The organism is Aridibaculum aurantiacum, from assembly GCF_017355875.1.
Lineage (GTDB): Bacteria > Bacteroidota > Bacteroidia > Chitinophagales > Chitinophagaceae > Segetibacter > Segetibacter aurantiacus.
The window spans coordinates 2,264,206-2,284,542 of the sequence record NZ_JAFEWC010000001.1 but is presented as its reverse complement, the minus strand read 5'-3'; the positions used below and the strand labels follow the sequence as shown (position 1 = coordinate 2,284,542).

Annotated in this window: 18 protein-coding genes; 13 read left to right on the top strand and 5 right to left on the bottom strand. The window is 42.0% G+C overall.

Annotated features, from left to right (window positions below):
• Nucleotides 1-5 precede the first annotated feature (5 nt).
• Nucleotides 6-620: a class I SAM-dependent methyltransferase gene (locus J4N22_RS09565; RefSeq protein WP_207493772.1), complete on the top strand. Its 615-nt coding sequence runs from the start codon at nucleotides 6-8 to the stop codon at nucleotides 618-620.
• 23 nt (nucleotides 621-643) lie between these two features.
• Here J4N22_RS09565 and J4N22_RS09560 read toward each other — a convergent pair whose 3' ends face one another.
• Nucleotides 644-1,744, bottom strand: coding sequence for a porin (locus tag J4N22_RS09560; protein WP_207493771.1), 1,101 nt, complete (start codon nucleotides 1,742-1,744; stop codon nucleotides 644-646).
• Nucleotides 1,744-3,711, bottom strand: a complete 1,968-nt coding sequence (locus tag J4N22_RS09555) for a KUP/HAK/KT family potassium transporter (RefSeq protein ID WP_207493770.1) — start codon at nucleotides 3,709-3,711, stop codon at nucleotides 1,744-1,746. Before J4N22_RS09555 ends, J4N22_RS09560 begins: the two co-directional genes overlap by 1 nt.
• A gap of 151 nt (nucleotides 3,712-3,862) precedes the next feature.
• Between J4N22_RS09555 and J4N22_RS09550 the strand changes: the two genes are divergently transcribed.
• Nucleotides 3,863-4,939, top strand: coding sequence for a sensor histidine kinase (locus tag J4N22_RS09550; protein WP_207493769.1), 1,077 nt, complete (start codon nucleotides 3,863-3,865; stop codon nucleotides 4,937-4,939).
• On the top strand, nucleotides 4,936-5,625 hold the full coding sequence (locus J4N22_RS09545) for a response regulator (RefSeq protein WP_207493768.1): 690 nt from the start codon (nucleotides 4,936-4,938) through the stop codon (nucleotides 5,623-5,625). The genes J4N22_RS09550 and J4N22_RS09545 overlap by 4 nt, the downstream gene beginning before the upstream one ends.
• 444 nt (nucleotides 5,626-6,069) lie before the next feature.
• On the opposite strand, the gene J4N22_RS09540 is transcribed toward J4N22_RS09545, so the two are convergent.
• Nucleotides 6,070-6,759, bottom strand: coding sequence for a response regulator (locus J4N22_RS09540; protein WP_242692113.1), 690 nt, complete (start codon nucleotides 6,757-6,759; stop codon nucleotides 6,070-6,072).
• 1,230 nt (nucleotides 6,760-7,989) lie between these two features.
• Here J4N22_RS09540 and J4N22_RS09535 point away from each other — a divergent pair.
• The gene (locus J4N22_RS09535; RefSeq protein ID WP_207493767.1) at nucleotides 7,990-8,517 is read left to right on the top strand and encodes a GNAT family N-acetyltransferase; all 528 of its coding nucleotides are present in this window, start codon (nucleotides 7,990-7,992) and stop codon (nucleotides 8,515-8,517) included.
• Nucleotides 8,518-8,976: 459 nt separating this feature from the next.
• On the top strand, nucleotides 8,977-9,210 hold the full coding sequence (locus J4N22_RS09530; protein WP_207493766.1) for a hypothetical protein: 234 nt from the start codon (nucleotides 8,977-8,979) through the stop codon (nucleotides 9,208-9,210).
• 155 nt (nucleotides 9,211-9,365) lie between these two features.
• On the opposite strand, the gene J4N22_RS09525 is transcribed toward J4N22_RS09530, so the two are convergent.
• Nucleotides 9,366-10,169: a hypothetical protein gene (locus J4N22_RS09525; protein ID WP_207493765.1), complete on the bottom strand. Its 804-nt coding sequence runs from the start codon at nucleotides 10,167-10,169 to the stop codon at nucleotides 9,366-9,368.
• A 114-nt stretch (nucleotides 10,170-10,283) separates the two neighbouring features.
• Here J4N22_RS09525 and J4N22_RS09520 point away from each other — a divergent pair, with 114 nt between their 5' ends.
• The 8 genes from J4N22_RS09520 to J4N22_RS09485 all read left to right on the top strand — a co-directional run bounded on the left by J4N22_RS09520 (nucleotide 10,284) and on the right by J4N22_RS09485 (nucleotide 19,923).
• A complete protein-coding gene (locus tag J4N22_RS09520; RefSeq protein WP_207493764.1) occupies nucleotides 10,284-10,754 on the top strand; it encodes a thermonuclease family protein in 471 nt (156 codons plus the stop codon).
• A 285-nt stretch (nucleotides 10,755-11,039) separates the two neighbouring features.
• Nucleotides 11,040-12,173 carry an MBL fold metallo-hydrolase gene (locus tag J4N22_RS09515; protein WP_242692112.1) on the top strand — a complete coding sequence of 378 codons (1,134 nt, stop codon included), beginning with the start codon at nucleotides 11,040-11,042 and terminating at the stop codon, nucleotides 12,171-12,173.
• 178 nt (nucleotides 12,174-12,351) lie between these two features.
• On the top strand, nucleotides 12,352-13,356 hold the full coding sequence (locus J4N22_RS09510; protein ID WP_207493763.1) for an NAD(P)-dependent alcohol dehydrogenase: 1,005 nt from the start codon (nucleotides 12,352-12,354) through the stop codon (nucleotides 13,354-13,356).
• A gap of 138 nt (nucleotides 13,357-13,494) precedes the next feature.
• Nucleotides 13,495-14,055 (top strand): helix-turn-helix domain-containing protein, encoded by a 561-nt coding sequence (locus tag J4N22_RS09505; RefSeq protein ID WP_207493762.1) that lies wholly within the window; start codon nucleotides 13,495-13,497, stop codon nucleotides 14,053-14,055.
• Between the two features lie 89 nt (nucleotides 14,056-14,144).
• Nucleotides 14,145-14,876 (top strand): heavy-metal-associated domain-containing protein, encoded by a 732-nt coding sequence (locus J4N22_RS09500; RefSeq protein WP_207493761.1) that lies wholly within the window; start codon nucleotides 14,145-14,147, stop codon nucleotides 14,874-14,876.
• Nucleotides 14,877-15,205: 329 nt separating this feature from the next.
• Nucleotides 15,206-16,057, top strand: coding sequence for an SDR family oxidoreductase (locus tag J4N22_RS09495; protein WP_207493760.1), 852 nt, complete (start codon nucleotides 15,206-15,208; stop codon nucleotides 16,055-16,057).
• Nucleotides 16,058-16,201: 144 nt separating this feature from the next.
• Nucleotides 16,202-18,361: a TonB-dependent receptor gene (locus J4N22_RS09490; RefSeq protein WP_207493759.1), complete on the top strand. Its 2,160-nt coding sequence runs from the start codon at nucleotides 16,202-16,204 to the stop codon at nucleotides 18,359-18,361.
• Nucleotides 18,362-18,531: 170 nt separating this feature from the next.
• On the top strand, nucleotides 18,532-19,923 hold the full coding sequence (locus tag J4N22_RS09485; protein ID WP_207493758.1) for a DNA recombination protein RmuC: 1,392 nt from the start codon (nucleotides 18,532-18,534) through the stop codon (nucleotides 19,921-19,923).
• Nucleotides 19,924-19,947: 24 nt separating this feature from the next.
• Here J4N22_RS09485 and J4N22_RS09480 read toward each other — a convergent pair whose 3' ends face one another.
• Complete coding sequence (locus J4N22_RS09480) at nucleotides 19,948-20,337, bottom strand: response regulator (RefSeq protein WP_207493757.1); 390 nt, start codon at nucleotides 20,335-20,337, stop codon at nucleotides 19,948-19,950.

Below are 20,337 nucleotides of genomic sequence, written 5' to 3'. Positions count from 1 at the left end.
AAACTATGATGGATATAAAGAACCATTGGGATAAGGTATATGAAACAAAAGCAGAACATGAAGTAAGCTGGTTTCAGCCATATCCAAAAACATCAATGGATTTTATACAATTATATGACTTGCCGCTATCTGCCAATATCATTGATATTGGCGGTGGCGACAGTCACTTTGTTGATGCATTATTAGACAAGGGTTATCGCAACATTTATGTATTGGATATTTCTGCTGCCGCAATTGAAAAGTCTAAGAAGCGATTAGGTGCAAGAGCTTCACAGGTACACTGGATTGTTTCTGACATCACAGCCTTTGTACCACCGGTACAATTTGATTTGTGGCATGACCGTGCTGCTTTCCATTTTCTGTCCAGCGAAGAAAAGATTTACAAGTATGTATCCATTGCGGAAGATGCAATTAAAAAAGATGGTTACTTAGTTCTTGGCACATTCTCTGAACAGGGTCCGACCAAATGCAGTGGGTTAGACATAAAGCAATACTCCGAAGCATCCATGTCAGCAAGATTTGAAGTGGCATTTGACAGGATTAAATGCATTACTGAAGACCATACTACCCCTTTTAATACTGTTCAGAATTTCTTGTTTTGTAGTTTCAAAAAGAAATAGATAATACCATCGTTATGGTTCTTTTACTTCCGGACCAAATCAATCACAACCGAAGCAGTAACAAAATGGTTAGTGGAAGCAAAACCACCACTTTGCTCAAAGTAGGGTGAGCTGTTATGCATCATTCTCCATTCCATTCTCCATAAAGCATTGCCGCCAATCTTTCTGTCAACATTTATAGAGTAGCCCTGCATTTGAAAAGGCTTTGTATTGACCAACGGCACAATCACACCTGCTTTATCACTGTAGTATTCGGCTCTTGCCGCTACAGCCCAATGGTTGCTTTCATACCGCAGGATAGCAACTGGCGAATACCACTTGTTGAAACTGGAAGAGACACGCTGTTTTTGTTCCAGTCCATAGTCAAAGCCCAATGTCAAGCCCCAGTTTTTATTTAGTTGCCATACGGCATACAGGTTATTGAAATACCGCCATTGCCTTGCAGTATCCGGCTTATCATTGCCGATGAAGGTGCTCCAGTTAAGGCTTAGTTTATCTGTTGGTGAGTAAGTCAACTGTGTACCAAATGTAGGTGTGTTGTTACCCGGTACACGAGTTATTCTTTGCCATCCGTTTAGCAGTAAAGCAGCAGCATACCACTTCTCATTTTTAGTAGTATAAGAAAGCCTTGCACCGGTTTCATAGTATGGAGAGTTTTCAGCCAAAACGCTTCTGGTCAGTGTCCAACAATCTTTGCTGATAGCACTTTCAAAACCGATATGGGAAGGCATGATGCCAATGTCCATCCAAAGGTTTTTATCTGACGATAACTTGACGCCTGCATTCGCTTCAAATACATATTGCAATACCTGTGGTTCAGCTGCCAGGTTATATTGTGCATACGTTCCGGTCATTAGCCCCAGCGCAGCCCTTGTTGTTTTTCCTTTGTAAGTGAGACTTGCTAAAGCAAGATTTACATTCACTTCATTGTGCCGGTTGTGGTTGTACAGGAAAGGAGCTTTCAGGTGTGAAGCAGGTTTAGCGAAGTCATACGAATAATAGGCATCGAGATACACCCTGCTTTCAAGTGTTGACGTTTGCGTAGCAGTATCTTGTGAAGTACCTATCAATGAAAGTAATAAACAACCCAAAGCAGCCAATATCTTAAATGAAGTCTTTTTCATCAATCATCAATTCTTTTAAGCCGCAGATTAGTAACCGGTGCTACTATTAGCGGAAACTTCTCAACCACCACGTTAGCAGGGTCTAAGCCAAACCCCCTTTCTTCCGATAAGGAAATTTCCTTCAGCCAGAAGTGAAACTTCATAATCAGTTTTTCATAAAATGGCAATTCGTTATCCTGGCTTAGGTACTTCTCCATCACCACAAACTGAAAATCACCCACAACATTCGCTTTTTCAAGACTGGTGTACCGGCTGGTAATGTTTACTTCTTTGTTGCGTACCAAATCTTCTACTACCTTACGAAACATATAATCAATTCTCGGCTGCACCCTGAAACCCAGTCGGAACTCCACCCGGATAATGTCATTAGGAATGATATGCGAAACCGTGTACTCCATTGTATAAGGTTCATCCACTGTATCTACATGGATAAACCAGAAAATATCAGCTCGTTTCGGTTTGCGGTTCAGAATGGAGTAAATGATTTTATGTTCTATCTCCTTTGGATTATCAGCACTCGTCAGGTACACAAGATGCGTAGCATATTTCGGAATAGTTTTGTCATTGCTCAACTCTTGTATTTTGGGAATGTAATGTTCCAGCCGTACAAACTCCACATAGCGGTTCTTGATTTTCCGTGCCCGGAACCAATCATACATTACGAAGAACAACAAGCCACCTACAATTAAAGTAACATAACCACCATGCGGAAACTTCTCCAGATTGGCATAGAAGAAGCTCAACTCGATAGTCAGGTAAACAGCCAGATACAGGTAAATCAGGGCAGGCTTCGTCCGTCGCAATACAAGATAGTTGGCAAACAATATGGACGTTGCTATCATCGTAATGGTGATAGCTAACCCATACGCTGCTTCCATGTTCGATGCTTTTTTGAAATAAAGGACAATACCGATGCAACCGAGATAAAGCAGCAGGTTCACTGCCGGTACAAATAGTTGTCCTTTGGCTTCAGTAGGATAATTGATTTTGAGCTTGGGGGCTAAATTCAATCGCATGGCTTCACTCACCAATGTAAACGAACCGGAAATAAGTGCCTGGCTGGCGATGATGGTAGCAGCGGTGGCAATGGTAATTCCAAAATAGATGAACCACTTTGGCATTACACCATAGAAAGGATTGAACCCGCCTTCTATCATTTCCGGGCTTATGAGTTCACCATTATGATGCATCAACAACCATGCACCTTGCCCAAGATAATTAATGATAAGGCAGGTCTTTACCATAACCCACGAGTACCGGATATTCCACTTGCCACAGTGTCCTAAATCAGAATACAAGGCTTCTGCACCAGTAGTACAGAGAAACACACCTGCCAGTATGTAAAAACCATTTGGGTAAGTAATCAACAGCTTAATGCCATAGTACGGATTGAAAGCCCGTAATATGGATAAGTCCTGCACCAGGTGTACAAAGCCAAGTGTGGCAAGCATGGTAAACCACACCGTCATGACAGGTCCGAACGACCGACCAATGAAGGCAGTTCCGAATTGCTGAAAAAAGAAGATGACAGTCAGGATGCCAATCACAATCCAAATCACCGTCCATTGGCTAATATCATGAAGTGCCGGTACTTGCTTCAATCCTTCAATGGCTGATGTAACAGAGATAGGCGGTGTAATCATTCCATCTGCCAACAGCGCAGCACCGCCAATCATTGCCGGTATCACCAGCCACTTTCTCCTTCTTCTTACGAGTGCATACAGGGAGAAAACACCACCTTCACCTTTGTTATCTGCCTGTAGCGTAAGTATTACATACTTAATAGTTGTTTGCAACGTCAGCGTCCAGATAACCAGCGACAGTGCCCCTATTATCAATTCTTCAGTGATAACCTTACCGCTGGTAATAGCATTGAGTACGTACAACGGCGACGTCCCAATGTCACCGAAGATGATACCGAGTGCAATCAAAAGACCTGCACCACTTACCCGGTTATGTGCTGACATTATAATCTGAAATTTGGGTGTCAAAAGTAGAAGCGGGGAAAGGCAATGTGCTCTGTGCAGGCAAAATCCTTATAAAATCTTTATGCGTATTGCAGCCGGACCTTAGCCAGCGGTGAGCACTGTAGACTAATTTTGTCCCATCGTCAAAAGCATGAATAAGTTTTTGTTCAATACACTCGATAAGTCGAAGCAGTACCTGATAAGTATCGCCGTCATTATGGCTGTTGCAGCAGTTTGCTTCGTCTTTTCAGGTTACATGGGCTACAGGGTAGCCGCATTGGTTTTATTAGTAACGGTATCGTTACTGGCTATCACGTTTGACATACTGCCGGTACTCCTTTCAGCAGCGCTTAGTGCTTTTATCTGGAACTTCTTTTTTATACCGCCACGCTTCACCATTCATGTTGATGCCACAGAAGACCTGATACTATTTATCATGTACTTCATCATTGCCATGATTAGTGGTGTGCTTACCTACAAAATCAGGCAAATAGAAAAGGAAGCAAGGCTGAAGGAAGAAAGGGCAAACAGTGTAAAATTGTACAACACCATCCTGAACTCACTATCACACGAACTACGAACACCGATTGCAGCAATCATAGGAGCAACTGATAATTTGCAAACAAATCCATACCTGACCAAAGAAAACCAGGAACAGTTGATTGCTGAAATTTCAAAAGCGTCACTACGGCTAAACCAACAGGTAGAAAACCTGCTGAACATTTCCCGTTTGCAGTCGGGGCACATACAACCAAAATATGATTGGGTGGACATTGGTGAATTAATTTACCATACAGTGAAAGCAGTTGAAGAAAACAATGCAGGCAGAAAGATACACATCAGCATTAAACCAGGCTTACCACTCTGCAGCTTGGATAAAGGCATGTTAGAACAGATTATCTACAACTTGCTGAATAATGCAGCCATACATACACCATCAGATTGCAGGATAGATATAGCTGCCACCTGTCATGCAGATGTATTGGAAATAACCATTGAAGACAGCGGAAAAGGTTTTACCGACATCAATCCTGTTGACGTATTCAATAAATTTTTAAGAACAAACAAGAGTAAAACAGCCGGTTCAGGTTTAGGACTTTCCATAGTCAAAGGATTTACAGAAGCGTTGAACGGAAGTGTGGAACTAAGCAGGTCACAATATGGCGGAGCAAAGTTCATTGTTTCACTACCGGTTAAAACAACACAATTTCAGTCAGTAGAAGCATGAGCAAAGCAGAGATATTGATAATAGATGATGAGCCACAAATACGGAAGCTGCTGGACATAACCTTGCAAAGCAATGGTTATCTACCAAAGGCTGCAACATCTGCAAAAGAAGGCTTGATAATGGCTGAAAACCATCCACCCGAGCTGATATTATTAGACCTGGGCTTACCGGATGATAGTGGTCATAATGTATTGAAGAAACTTAGACAATGGTTCACCAACCCAATCATTATCCTTTCCGTTCAAAAGAGCGAAGAAGACATCATCAAAGCATTGGACAACGGAGCAAACGATTATCTCTCGAAACCTTTTCGTACAGGTGAACTGTTGGCACGTATTCGTTCTGCATTACGTACCATCAACACCGATGAAGGAGACACTGTTTTCAATGCAAAAGGTTTAAAAGTTGATTTAAGTACAAGGTCAGTTTGGAAGAAAGAGCAATTAGTAAAGCTCACAGCAACAGAATACAACCTTTTAGCACTACTTATCCGAAACGAAGGCAAAGTGTTGACACATCAATATTTACTAAGAGCAATTTGGGGTCCTGGCTACATCAGTCAGTCACAATACCTAAGAGTGTTCATAGCACAGATACGAAAGAAAATTGAAGACGACCCAAACCGACCAGAATACCTGTTAACCGAAGCCGGAGTGGGTTACCGTTTTGTAAGTAATGCAATTTGAAAGTACAAGGTAAATATCAAAACACGTACAGCGTAGCCAGGGTAGTGCTTGCCATATTTTCTGTAAATGCCATTATACTTTCTTTCAATGTAGAACGACACCGTTTACGGGTTCAGGCTTTACTTATCGGTATAATATTGTGTATGCTTTTCATGGTATATCTGAAATACCGAATGTGGTACTCAAAAGACCAGTGATGTAGCCAGCTTCTGTACCTTGATTAATCTTTCGTTGTGTCACTCACTTGTACATTCTGTAATTCTATTGAGCAATTTGGCTTCAGCCTACGGTAGCTAAGCCAGCACACGCAAGGCAAAACATTAGCCACCTTCGGCTTCCCACAGCAAGAGCCATTCGTTCCTCATGGCACTTGCTTTTCGCCAACACTTCTATCCATTTAAATCTCCCTCATATCGGTTTGCCAGTTTGGAAAACAGTTTACTTCTACAAACCAGCCCTACTTTTCATGTCAGCAGCAACCCTAACATAATCATCATAGCTGGTAGGTTTGATTAAGTAATCAAGTGCTCCCATTTCTCTGTACTTTTCTATTTCCTTTTCGGACTTGGTAGTAGATAGTACGACCACATGAATATGTTTATACTTTTCCATCCCTTTCAAATCTTTCAGGAACTCTGCCCCGGTCATTCCAGGCAAAAAGTGGTCTGTAATAATAAGTTTAGGCAAACAATCAGGCTCTACCCCTTGCAGGTACATAAAAGCCTTCATGCCCGAAAAAACATAATGAACCCCATCAACACCACATTGTGTAAAGGCTTCTGACAAAATTGCAACATCATCTTCATCATCGTCGATAATCAAAATTGTACAAGGAACCACAGTGGTGATTGGTTGCTCACTGTTGAGCAGATTAACTTCAGCCTTTATGTTGGGAAGTATAGATGAACCTTCATGTTCACTGATTTTCTGACCAATCTTCAAACCAATTGCCTTCATGGGGCAATCAGATGTCCATCCCTCATTTGACCTAATCAGGATAATCTTTTTCGGAAAGTGAAGGGATATTAGAAAGGCATTACTTAGAAGTGTTGCCTTGTAGACGCCGTCTATTTCATGCTTTACTTCATAGGTCGCAGAAGAACCGTCTAACTGCACAGAAACTGTCATTGCCATAAATAGCCTGCTTAAAAAGTGAACCCCAATTTGTACAGGCTGCAATAGGTGTCAGATACGACAGAGTGTAGAAACGTGAATATCGGTGAAGGTACATTTAAAGTACCACCTGGAAAGTTAAACCAGATGCAAACGTTGAGCTTACAAGCAAATTGATTAAAGAAAAGAAGAAGAATAGCCCTTGAACAAAGCATATAGCTGCGCTTGCTCACAACGCCAATGCTTCGCAGCCAAATGCTTTTACCCACCAGTTAGACCCACTGCACAAGCTCACAACTCTTCACTCACTCATTCCGTTTCACTACATTCATTCGTTCATCGTCGTCAGCTTTCTGCCAACGCTTCTTTTCAGCTTCAGAATATATCCCAACAATAGTAATTCTCACATCAACTATGCCCACGCTGCAAGGTAAAGCGGTGTTCCTCATGCCTATTCGGCAAGCAGATGCGCCAAACCAGTGCAGCAGCAGCAACACATCTGTTTAAAGCACTTTTATGGTATTGCTGCACCTGCACTGCCCTTCGGGTGCTTCGCTACGCTTCGCAGTTTGTCACACTGCTTGCAGCTCATACGGCATTCGTCACGGCAGCTCCTGTGTCCTTCATGCCACCTCATTCATTTCGTCCTTCGTTCCGCTACATTACACTCGTTCGTAGCCCGCCCATTTGCTGCAAGGCATGGCACACTATCCAAAGCACAAAGCAAAGCACAAGTGATGCACATACCATTCCGCAAACCCACGCTACAATACTCACTGGGTTCCATTCCGCTCCACTACGTCCTACATTCACTTCGGTCGCATTCAGTCCACCCGCTGCCAATAATTTTGCTCGCCTTGCGTACCACCGTCTGCGTTACGGGGCTGCACTGACACAGAGACCCTTGCTCATGCACTGACCTTGACACAAAGCCTTGTAGTGCATGGCACGTTCCGCCCCTTCACTGTGCGTCCATCGTTCCCTACGGTCACTTTACTGTCCGCCCCAGCCGGTGGTGCTCGCAGCCGCCTTCGTTCTGCCCTGACCCTGACACAAAGCCTGACGCTTCACAGGGCTTCTCTTTGGCGTCTTTGACGGCTCGCTACGCTGCCACGCTACAGCCGCTGTTACTCCCAGCGGCGGCTAACGCTTCTTTTTGCCGCAGGCGCTTTTACCTTTTTTGCCAACGCACAGGTGGTATACAATTCAACATTTATTTTCGTTCTTTATAACTCTACACATTGAGCAAGTATGGAACACATTGAAGTAAGGAAAATAGCATTAAGCGATATTGACCAGTTGCAAGAAATTGGCAGGCAAACTTTCTATGAGACTTTTTCTTCTGGAAATACGGAAGAGAATATGACCAAATATTTAGAAGAAGGGTTTTCAAGAGAAAAGTTGACTGCTGAACTTACTGACCCTAACTCGGAATTTTATTTTGCTACACTTGACAATAAGATTATTGGTTACCTAAAGTTGAACTTTGGTCAGTCGCAAACGGAGTTGCAAGATGATAAATCTCTTGAAATAGAAAGGATATATGTACTGAAGAAATTTCATGGCAAGAAAGTGGGGCAAGTACTTTACGAGAAAGCAATGGAGATTGCAAGTCAGAAGAATGCAGACTATGTTTGGTTAGGAGTATGGGAAAAAAACCCAAGAGCAATCAACTTTTACAAGAAGAATGGCTTTGTTGAATTTGACAAGCATGTATTCAAATTAGGCGATGACGAGCAGACGGACATAATGATGAAACTACAGTTGAACGCCAAATAATAAAAAAGTGCAGCAAGTTAGGCGGCTTCCACAGCCCCTAACTTACGGCTGCAAAGAAATTCCGCCATAAACACAATACCACCGCACAAAGCCTGCATTTATTGCGTTGCTTCTTTGCAGCCGGCTACGCCGCCTGATGTAGTGACTTTCTTTTTTTTCCTTTTTTCTTTTAAAAGTATTTATATAGAAAAGCTGGATAGAATGACCTGTTGCAATAATACAAAAGGACTACAGGCTGACAAGTACACCTGACCAACTACAGCAATGACACATAGCTTTTGCCTGAATGTTTTTTATAAGCCAAGTTAGCTACGGCAGGCAACCGCACAGACCCTACAAAAAGAACCAAAAGACTACGGCATAAACACAAGACCTTTCGCACAAAGCCATCTTTTATTCCGTTTCCTTTTGGTTTTTTATCTGCCTTCGCTGGTGTGAAGCTCATAAAAATCATCAGTTATGCAAAAGCAGCTTCGTATCATCAGCAGTCGTCGTTTGGCAGTTTGCCCTCTTAGCAGCTCCATCTTTTCAGTGCCTTTCATTCCTTCTTCCGTTTTCAGCAGCCGGCATCTTCGCAGGCTTCGGGTTCATTACCATCCGGTAGCAGGCGTTAGTGTTTATCTGCTTCCTGGTGGCTGGTTCATCTGGTGCTATCCTTCCGGTCGTCGTCAGCTCTGCGCATTGCCCTTTTAGGGGCTTTGCTGCTTTCGTTTGACCATACGCATTAATACATGACTGCTATTTATTTGCACCTTGATTGCACCATATTCCGACTTTATAGAGAAACATAACATAAACGAAAAAGCCCTGGAGAAACAGGGCTCGTAAAAATCACCAGATATTAATTCTTAGAATATTTCAACCATCTTCAAACTGTTACCAGATGAAAACGGATAGTAGTTAGGACCAACTTTTTGAGAAAACTCAATTCCGATAACCTGCATTACACTTACATCAGTTCCTAATGTGGGTGAACCAGCAAGAGTGGCAACCAGACTTTGTGCTGAAGCAGCACTATCAATAGGTAAATAAGAAGAGTAAGCAACAATGCCCTTTTCATTATTTGTTGCATCAATGGGTTCATAAGAATTTGTGTTTGCATTGTAAGCGAAATCAGAAATAACGCCAATGGCGTTAATCAAACGAAAGTGAGTAGCACCAGCTGGCGCCACAAGTGATGCTGCCGGATTAAAAGACGGTACATCTAATGTTGCTTCATTTCGTGCTGCAACATGAGAAACAATATAAGGTGCAGTTACAACACTATCAAAGTTGACAGATTGGTCAAACACCACTTGTTGCAAATACTGTGGTTGAGCAGTAATCAGGATAGCACGGTAACCCCTGGCTTCTGTTTGGTCTTCCAGGTTAATCTTCTTCATAATAGAAGTAAGTCTTCCGGTTAACCGACTGTCAGCCATTGTAGTGAGTAAAGAAGAAAAGGCAGTCCTTACAGATTTACCAGCCTTTGCACAACCTGCAAACTCATTCATGTTCTCACGGGTTCTCTCAAATACAGGGTCATTCTTCACCTGTTCTTCAGTAGGACCACCTTTTAAGCCTGCGAAATAATCAGGCAAGCCTTTTATTTTAAAGTGGCGGATTTCTCCTAAAGTTCCAACATACTTAACGTGACCTTTTTGAATTGCCATTTTTGTAAAATTTAATGGGTAGAATAAAAGATTTTACACGAGATAAAGATACACTAAAAAACGTAATTTTATGCACCTAAACAGCTGAAAATCAAACATTTATATTGATATAGAATGATACACTTTGATGGACTTTATAAGGTTTTGCGTGTCGTTGATGGAGATGGCTTCATTGGTGCTCATTTTATTTCAAATGAAGTAGTTGAATTTAGGTTGTTGGGTATAGATGCACCCGAGATAAAAGTTTGTAAAAAGTTGAAGCAGGATGAAAAAGAACTGCATTTGCCTGGCAGTTTACTGATTGAATTAGGCAGCATTGCAGCCGCTTATTTTCGTTCCGCTGTTCCAGTTGATACTTTGGTTCATATAAAACAAGAAAGCCGAAATATGGCAGATAAATACGGTAGAAAACTATGTTATGCCTACCGACAGGATGGAAGCTGCATAAACGAATTATTAGTTGCTGAAGGATACGCAAAACCGTACTGCAATGTCTATTGCAACCAGTTGCCCACGTACCAATTATTGAATACATTTGCAAAGCAACAGAGCAAAGGTCTTTACAGCATTGTCGAAAAGTTCTAATGATGGTCGAGACTAAAACGAGACCTAAGATTTAGTATTTGCTGAAATGCTTATCTGATAAGGGTTTCAGAGAAAGGTTCAAGAGCCTCTCTCTCCGCCAGATAATAAATCAAAATCGCTGAAGCCTGTAAACCTAAAATTTACAGGCTTCTTTGCTTCCTTTCCTATCCTCTCACGGGAAATGCACATAACACAGTTCGCCATATTCTTGTCACCTAACTGGCGCAGTTAAACAAGCTTGAACAATGACTTGCATGGTTATGTTTTAGAACCACGAATTACATAATGAAGAGATTTTTAAAAATATTCACCCGGATCATGATCGTATTTTTTTCTATAGCATTGGTACTGGTAGTAGTTGCCGTTATCTATATGCAGCAGCCAATGTTTGGTGCAAAGCCTGCAGGTAAAAGGCTTGAAAAGATGATGGCCTCTCCTAACTACAAAAATGGGTCTTTCGTAAATCGTTCCCATACACCATCACTTACCGAAGGCCATTCCATGATCAAGGTGATGTTCAACTTTCTTTTTGGTAAAGGACCAGGCACCACGCCTAAAGTTCCTATACCTTCTATCCATACTGATCTGAAAAATCTTCCTCCAGGCGATTGGCTGGTATGGTTTGGTCATTCATCTTATTTTATACAGGCTGATGGAATGAAGGTTTTAGTTGACCCTGTTTTTAGTGGCAATGCTTCGCCTGTTTCATTTACAACAAAAGCTTTTGAGGGAACAGATGTTTATGGAGCGGACGATCTACCGGCTATAGACTACCTGTTCATTACCCATGATCATTATGACCATCTCGATTATGAGACCATAAAAAAGTTGAAGGGTAAAGTACAGAAAGTGATCTGTGGTCTTGGTGTAGGCGCTCACTTGGAAAAATGGGGTTTTAAGCCGGCGGATATAATTGAAATGGATTGGGACACTGCAATTGAATTGCAGCATGGCGTACAAGTTCACGGATTGACAGCACGGCATTTTTCAGGAAGAACATTTAAACGGGATCAAACGCTATGGATGTCATTTTTGCTACAAACGCCTAACAGGAAAATCTATATTGGTGGAGACAGTGGCTTTGATAAACACTTTAAGGAGATTGGAGCCCTGCATGGTCCAATTGATTTTGCCATATTGGAGAATGGACAATACAACGAAGCATGGAAAGCAATACATTTTCTGCCAGGCGAGAACCTGCAGGCAGCAATAGACCTGCAAGCGAAACGACTGATGCCGGTGCATTCAGCCAAATTTGCTTTGGCATTGCATGATTGGGATGAACCACTAAAAGAAATAATTGAGCGAAACAAAAAGGTTGGCTTGCCTTTGGTTACACCTAAAATAGGCGAACTGGTTAACTTAAATGATAGTGCACAGGTTTTCACCGAATGGTGGAAAAGCGTAGGTGCAAAATAATAGAACTTTATGCAGTCATATGTGATCATCATCTGTATAGAGCATGTTGCCAGCAGCTCATTTAATAAACCTATAAACAAGTAGTAATATGGAAGCAGTGAGACCAACAGCAGAAGGCGCAAGAGTGATCAATGCCAAATAAGTAAAAGCATTTGGAACAGAAGCGGCGGATGCTACCTTGAATGAACTGAACATTAGCAGGCGTAATCCTACTCCACATGATGTGGAGATAGAGATATTGTTCTGTGGTGTATGTCACTCAGACCTGCACACAGCAAGAAATGAATGGCATAGCACCATCTATCCTTGTGTGCCCGGTCATGAGATTGTAGGTAGAGTTGTAAGTGTAGGCAATCATGTAAAGAAGTTTAAGGTTGGCGATCATGCAGCGGTTGGATGTATGGTAGATAGCTGCAGGCAATGTGATTATTGCGAAGAAGGATTAGAACAATATTGTGAAGTAGGAAATACCGGGACTTATAATTCGCTTGATAAATTCCTCGGCACGCAAACCTATGGTGGTTATTCAGAGAGCATTGTAGTGGATGAAGCGTTTGTATTGCGTGTACCGGAGAATCTTGACCTGGCAGCCACTGCGCCTTTATTATGTGCAGGCATTACAACATATTCACCATTGAAGCATTGGAATGTGGGTCCTGGAAAAAAAGTAGGTGTAGTTGGACTGGGAGGATTAGGACATATGGGAGTAAAGATTGCTAAGGCAATGGGTGCAGAAGTGATTGTTTACACCACTTCTCCTTCAAAGGTAGAAGATGCAAAACGCCTAGGAGCTGATGATGTCATTCTTTCAAAAGATGAGGAACAAATGAAACGTTATGCTGGTAAACTTCATTTTGTTTTAGATGCGGTATCTGCACAGCATGATATAAATGCTTACCTGAACTTATTGCGCGTAGATGGCTCATTAGCTTTAGTAGGTGCGCCAGAACAACCGCTACCTGTAGCAGCATTTAGCCTCATCCCATATCGCAGAAGCTTTGCAGGATCTATGATCGGTGGCATTGCTGAAACAAAGGAGATGCTTGACTTCTGCGGCAAACACAATATCATTTCCGACATAGAAATGATCAACATCCAGCAGGTAAATGAAGCCTATGAACGTTTGCTGAAGGGTGATGTGAAATATCGCTTTGTGATTGATATGGCATCTTTGAAAAGGTAGTACTGTTTTGTTCTTAGTGCAGCGATCAAGGTATTTATGTTTCGTTCATCAAGACGGTTTTACCAAAATTAAAGCTCCCAGCCTGGGAGCTGTTTTTTTTACAAGTAAACCACCTGTTTAGTAACCTAACTTTGCACTATGCACCTTTATATCAAGAACATGGTATGCAATCGCTGTATAAATGTAGTAGAACAGGAACTACAAAAGCTACAGATAGGTAGCTGCAAAGTGACATTGGGTGAGGTAGAAACAAGTGAAGTACTGCCAAAAGAAAAGATAGAGCAGCTTGAAAAGAACCTCCAGGTTTATGGGTTCGAGTTGTTGGACAACAGCAAACAGCAGCTGATAGAAAAGATAAAAAACATCATAATCCAGCAAGTACACTATAAACAGGATGGAAACAACCTGAACTTTTCAGATATACTTTCTAAATCGCTACATAAAGACTACTCCTACCTGAGCAGCCTGTTTTCAGAAGTTGAAGGCATAACCATTGAGAAATACCTGATCAATCAAAAGATCGAGAAAGTGAAAGAGCTCATCATCTATGATGAATTGAGCCTTTCAGAAATAGCTTACCAATTAGGCTATAGCAGCATTGCGCATCTTTCATCGCAGTTCAAAAAAGTTACAGGTTTAACCCCAACCCATTTCAAAAAAGTAGGGCAAAATAAACGGAAGCCTTTAGATGGGATTTAGCTGAACCAATAATCTTGTAAACCTTATCCATAATTCTGTAACAGTCACCGGTAGCACCGGCGGTAGTTTTGTGTTATAAATTTTTTATTATGACACACACCTATAACATAGCCGGAATGACCTGTGGCAAATGTGTAGCAAAAGCAAAAAGCCAGTTGCTAATGTTAGGAGACGTAACATCAGCAGACGTTCAGCTAACAGCACCACAGGCTACTATTACTATGCAGAAACATATCCCTGTTGCGAAACTACAGGATGCATTGACCAAGGCAGGGAATTATACCATTACAGAAGCGGACGGAGGCATGCACCACGCAGCACCTGCCGAAGAAACAGGATCATGGTTGGAAACATATAAGCCCATCCTTTTAATTGGTGCATATATCACTGGAGCTACATTATTGATAGAAGCAATCAATGACAGGTTCAACTGGCACTCGTGGATGGAGAATTTCATGGCTGTTTTCTTTTTGGTTTTCTCATTCTTCAAGCTATCGAACCTGCGAGGTTTTGCTGAGAGCTATTCATCTTATGACATCATTGCTAAAAGATGGTTTGGGTGGGGTTATGTTTATCCTTTTATCGAGCTTAGCCTCGGCATTGCCTACCTGATCAACTTCAATCCAGTACTTACCAATGCAGTCACTTTTGTAGTAATGGGTATCAGCATCATTGGAGTGCTGCAAAGTGTTTTGAACAAAAGAAAAATTCAATGTGCCTGTTTAGGTGCAGTTTTCAATCTTCCTATGAGCACCATTACCATTATTGAAGATGCTTTGATGATAGCCATGAGCGGTGTGATGCTATTGATGATGTTATAAATTAAATAACGGGTAACAAAACATCTACTTTTGCATCTACACAAATGCCTGTTGACACCGGGCATTTAAATGGAAAATAAAAAGACACTTACCGATGATAGTGAAAAAGATCCTGAAGCTGCTAAAGTGGCTGTTTATACCTAAGAAGGAATGTTGTAAATAGACATTCAAGAGCGTAAGAGGCCAAGGTTAAAAAATCGCTTACATCTCTACTAGAACAACCAGTTCAAGTCTTGTTTATGCATAATACGTTTCGAAAATTTCATTGCTGGTTTGAAAGAAGGAAGGACCTTTGTGTGATCTTGATAACTAAACAAAAAAAATAAAAAATGAAAATAGCCATCACAGGAGCATCAGGACAACTGGGTCGCATAGTAGTAAGTAAGCTAAAGGAAAAATTAGCTGCCGATAATATTGTGGCCATGGCACGCACTACATCTAAAGCGGAAGATCTTGGTGTAGAACTAAGACATGCTGACTACTCTATTCCCGGCACGCTGGATACAGCGCTTGCGGGTGTAGATACGCTTTTGCTTATTTCTTCCAGCGAAATTGGACAAAGAGCAGCACAGCACCGCAACACAATAGAAGCTGCCAAAAACGCCGGCGTGAAATGGATCGTCTACACCAGTTTGTTACATGCTGACACTTCCACGCTTAGTCTTGCAGGAGAGCACCTTGAAACTGAAGCTACATTGAAACAAGCAGGCATACCTTATACCATCCTGCGCAATGGCTGGTATACCGAAAACTATACAGGATCTATTGGAGGTGCTTTGGCAGGCGGTGCATTTATAGGCAGCGCTGGCGAAGGAAAAATATCAGGCGCTGCCAGGGCTGATTATGCAGAAGCTGCAGTTGCTGTGTTAACAGGAGAAGGTCACCAGGGCAAAGTCTATGAGCTTGCTGGTGACGAGTCATTTACCTTAACTGATCTTGCCGCCGAAATTTCAAAGCAAACTGGTAAGGATATTCCGTATAAGAATCTTCCAGAGGAAGAGTATGCAAGTATACTTTCAAGCTTTGGAATTCCTGAAGGATTTGCAAAAGCCATAGCCGGGTGGGATACTAGTGCTGCTAACGGTGACTTGTATGATAACAGCCGTCAACTATCTTCTTTGATAGGAAGACCTACTACTTCATTGTCGGCAACCGTAGCCGAAGCATTGAAAACTAGTTAAGACTTCTTCATTTGTTTCAGAAAGTATGAAAGCTACTTCGGTAGCTTTTTTTTATCTCTTACCTACCAGGTGTAGATACTGGCGTATCCAATAAAACCTATCAGTTACTTTTGCGCCGGTGTCTCACATCCTCAATCTTTTCTAATGAAGAAAAATTTTCTGCTATTCATACTAATGCTTTGTGCATTTACTACATATGCGCAACACACCATCAGGTTATCAGTAAAAACAAGTGAAGAAAAGACACCTCTTGCAGGTGCTACCGTTTCTATTTCATCTATCAAACAAACTGCAATAGCAGATAGTATGGGTATAGCAACTTTCTCTGGTGTCGCTGCAGGAACCTATAAAGTGAAAGTGTCTTTTGTAGGGATGGAAGAGAATGAGATAACCATCCAGGTACCTCAGCCGGATGATACAATAGTGGAAGTGCTGTTAGAAGAAGGCGAAGAACACGAAGAAGAAGAGGTCATTGTAACAGCTACTCGTATCAGCCGTACCATTGCCAATATACCAACACGTGTCGAAGTCATATCGGGTGAAGAGTTAACTGAAAAAGGAAATATGAAACCTGGCGACATAAGGATGTTGCTTAACGAAAGCACCGGCATTCAAACACAACAAACTTCTGCAACATCTTTCAATGCAGGTATTCGTATACAAGGTTTGGAAGGAAGATATACCCAGCTGTTGAGAGATGGCTATCCCATGTATTCTGGTTTCTCTGGAGGTCTATCCATATTACAGATCGCACCACTCGACCTGCGACAGGTGGAGGTGATCAAAGGAGCTGCTTCTACATTGTACGGAGGCGGAGCTATAGCAGGTTTAGTAAATCTTGTAAGCAAGACGCCCGGCAATGAAAGAGAGTTGAACTTCCTGGCTAATGGTACATCTGCCGGAGGATTAGACCTAAGTGGGTTTTATAGTGAACGTTATGGAAAAGCAGGGCTGACAGTTTTTGCATCACGCAACAGCAATGCCCCTTTTGATCCTGCGGCAATTGGATTTACAGCTATACCAAAATTTGAACGATACACCATCAACCCACGGCTGTTCCTGTACGGCAACAAGACAACAGCAGATGTAGGTGTCACCTACATAACTGAAGACCGCACCGGTGGTAGTATCACTTATATCAAGAACGGCGGCAATGGCTTCTTTGAGAAGAACAATACAGACCGCATCACCACGCAGTTCGGCATTGCACACAAATTGAATGAGCAATTCACGCTGCAGTTCAAGAACAGCTATAGCAGGTTCAACAGGGTGATCAATATTCCTGCATATACTTTCGATGCTTTACAGCAATCTTCTTTTTCAGAACTTACCTGGAACAGGCAGGGAGAAAATGCCGACTGGATCATTGGTACAAACGTGATAACGGATAATTTGAAGGAGCAGGCGCAAACAACAGATCCTAAAAGAGACTATAGCTTCAACACCTATGGCATCTTTGTACAAAACGCCTGGAATATTTCTGAGAAGGTAGTTTTAGAAACAGGTTTAAGAGGCGATTATGTTAACGAATTTGGCTTTGAACTGTTGCCGCGTGTATCTGCCATGTTTAGAGTAAATCCAAAACTCACCACCCGCATTGGCGGTGGCTATGGTTATAAAACACCTACTATTTTTACAGAAGAAGCAGAACGTCGCCAGTTCCAGAACCTCCTGCCTATCGATCTGAACAACTCAAAAAATGAACGTTCTATCGGAGGTAACTGGGACATCAATTATCGCACTACAATTGGTGAACTCGGTGTAAGCTTCAATCATTTGTTTTTTTACACCAGGCTAAACAACCCGCTGGTGATGGTTGGCGCTCCTGGTGGCAAGGTGCAGTTTCAAAATTCTACAGGCTACCTTGACACTAAAGGAACAGAAACCAACCTGCGCCTGACCTACGACCACTTCAAACTGTTCATAGGTTATACGTTTACCGATGCCAATACCTACTTCAACAACCAGCAGGAATGGCTGCCGCTAACTGCACGCCACCGCCTCAACAATGTGCTGATGTACGAAATAGAAGATAAACTAAAGCTTGGCCTGGAAGCATACCACTTTAGCAGGCAAAGATTGAATGATGGCACATTCGGCAAGTCGTACTGGATCATGGGTTTCATGGCCGAAAAACTGTGGGATAACTTTTCCATCTTCCTCAACTTCGAAAACTTCACCAACACCCGCCAAACCAGGTTCGATACCATCTACACCGGCTCTGTCAGCAATCCTAACTTCAGGGACATCTATGCACCGGTAGAAGGTTTTGTTGTAAATGGTGGCGTGAAGATCAGGTTGTAGCCTATTTATTGAAAGAGAACTTTGTTTTGCCAGCAGTTGTACAGCCAGCATCTTTGGTTGTGTCACTCACTTGTGCTTTCAGTAATTCTACGCAGCAGCTATGGCAGCTTCTCTCCTATTTGCTATACCTTTAAAACCTGCCAAAACTCATTGGCATAACTACAAAAAATATGGAAGTGTATATTCTAATAGCAGCTATGGCTATTGCAGTTACTGCGGTTGTTGCCTACCTGTTGCACAATGCATCTGTATCAAAAACTGTAGCTGCGGCTAACGAGCATATTCGTCAGCAAGAGTTAGCATTGCAACAGGCGAAACAGGAAAAGCAACAAGCTTTAGCTAATGTAAATGAGCTGCTGCAAAGGGCTAATAAAGCCGAAAGCCAGAATGAATTGTTGAAGCAACAATATGTGGCGTATACGCAATTGCAGGAGCAGCATCAACAAGCTTTGTCGCAGGTAGCAGACCTGACTGCAAACCTTAAGTATATGCGCGAAAAGCTTGACCTGCAGCAAAATGAAATGTTGCGACTGAGAGAACAATTCAAACTTGAATTTGGTGAGATCTCAAACAGGATACTGAACGAGCAATCGCTGCGATTTACTCAAGCCAACGAAGAGAAATTGAAACTCTTGCTTGACCCGCTGAAAGAGAACCTGGTAGCGTTTAAGCAAAAGGTAGAAGAGACGTATGATAAGGAATCCAAAGAAAGATTTTCGTTGGAAAAGGAGGTGCACAGGCTGGTAGAGATGAGCAAGCAGGTAAGCCAGGAAGCAAACAATCTTACCACTGCACTAAAAGGCAATAACAAGCTACAAGGCAACTGGGGCGAAATGATCCTGGAAGGATTGCTGGAGAACAGCGGCCTTACCAAAGGCAGGGAGTTCGCTGTGCAGGAATATATACGTGATGCAGCAGGCAATGTTATAAAAGATGAACAGGGAAAGGGTCTGCAACCTGACATCATCATTTACTACCCTGACCAGCGCAGGGTAATCATTGATTCTAAAGTGTCGCTGGTGGCGTGGGAGCAATGCATAGGTTGCGATGATAAGGAACAGCAGGTGGCGTTTCTTAAAGAACATATACGTTCTGTTAAGCAGCATATAGATGGCCTTAGCAGGAAGAACTATCCAAAGTATGCTGGCGCGTTAGATTACGTCTTGCTATTTATACCTATAGAGCCAGCATTTTTAGAAGCCATAAAAGCTGATGTACAACTTTGGAAATATGCTTACGATAAAAAGATTTTACTAGTTAGTCCTACCAACCTCTTCAGTGTGCTAAAGATAATTGCCGACCTGTGGAAGGTAGAGCAACAACAAAAGCATGCTGTAGACATTGCAGAAAAAGCGGGTGCATTGTACGAGAAGTTCTGCGGTTTTATAGACAATATGGAATTAGTGGGTAAGAGACTGGCTGAAGCTAACAATAGCTATAATGAAGCTTTCAAACAATTAGCAACGGGAAGAGGAAACCTGGTAAATCGTGTAGAAGAATTGAAGAAAATGGGTGCTAAAACTGCAAAGCAATTACCTGAAAAATACCTGGCGCTTGAATAAATAAAAGAGGATTTAGGTCCTCTTTTATTTTATATCATCTAAAAATTCTTTGCTCAGTGGCTTCGAGATAAAATTATCTACAGCTGTAAATGATTTGGCTCTTTTGTAATCTTCCGGGTCTACAGTAGAAGAAAGAATGAAGATGCGAGGCATAGGGCTTATCATATCTTTCAATGCCTCAAACTCTTCCAGGAAATCCCAGCCGTTCATAACCGGCATGTTTATATCAAGGAAAATGATTTCTGGAAATTGTTTGCCTTCGTCTATTATACGTTTGATATGGTCTATGGCATATTTACCGTTTTCGCACGAAACAACATTTTGAGCAAAATCGCTCATTTTAATGATCCTGTCGCAAACCATTATTGTTATCGGATCATCTTCTACTAGTAATACGTTAGAATATCTGGACAT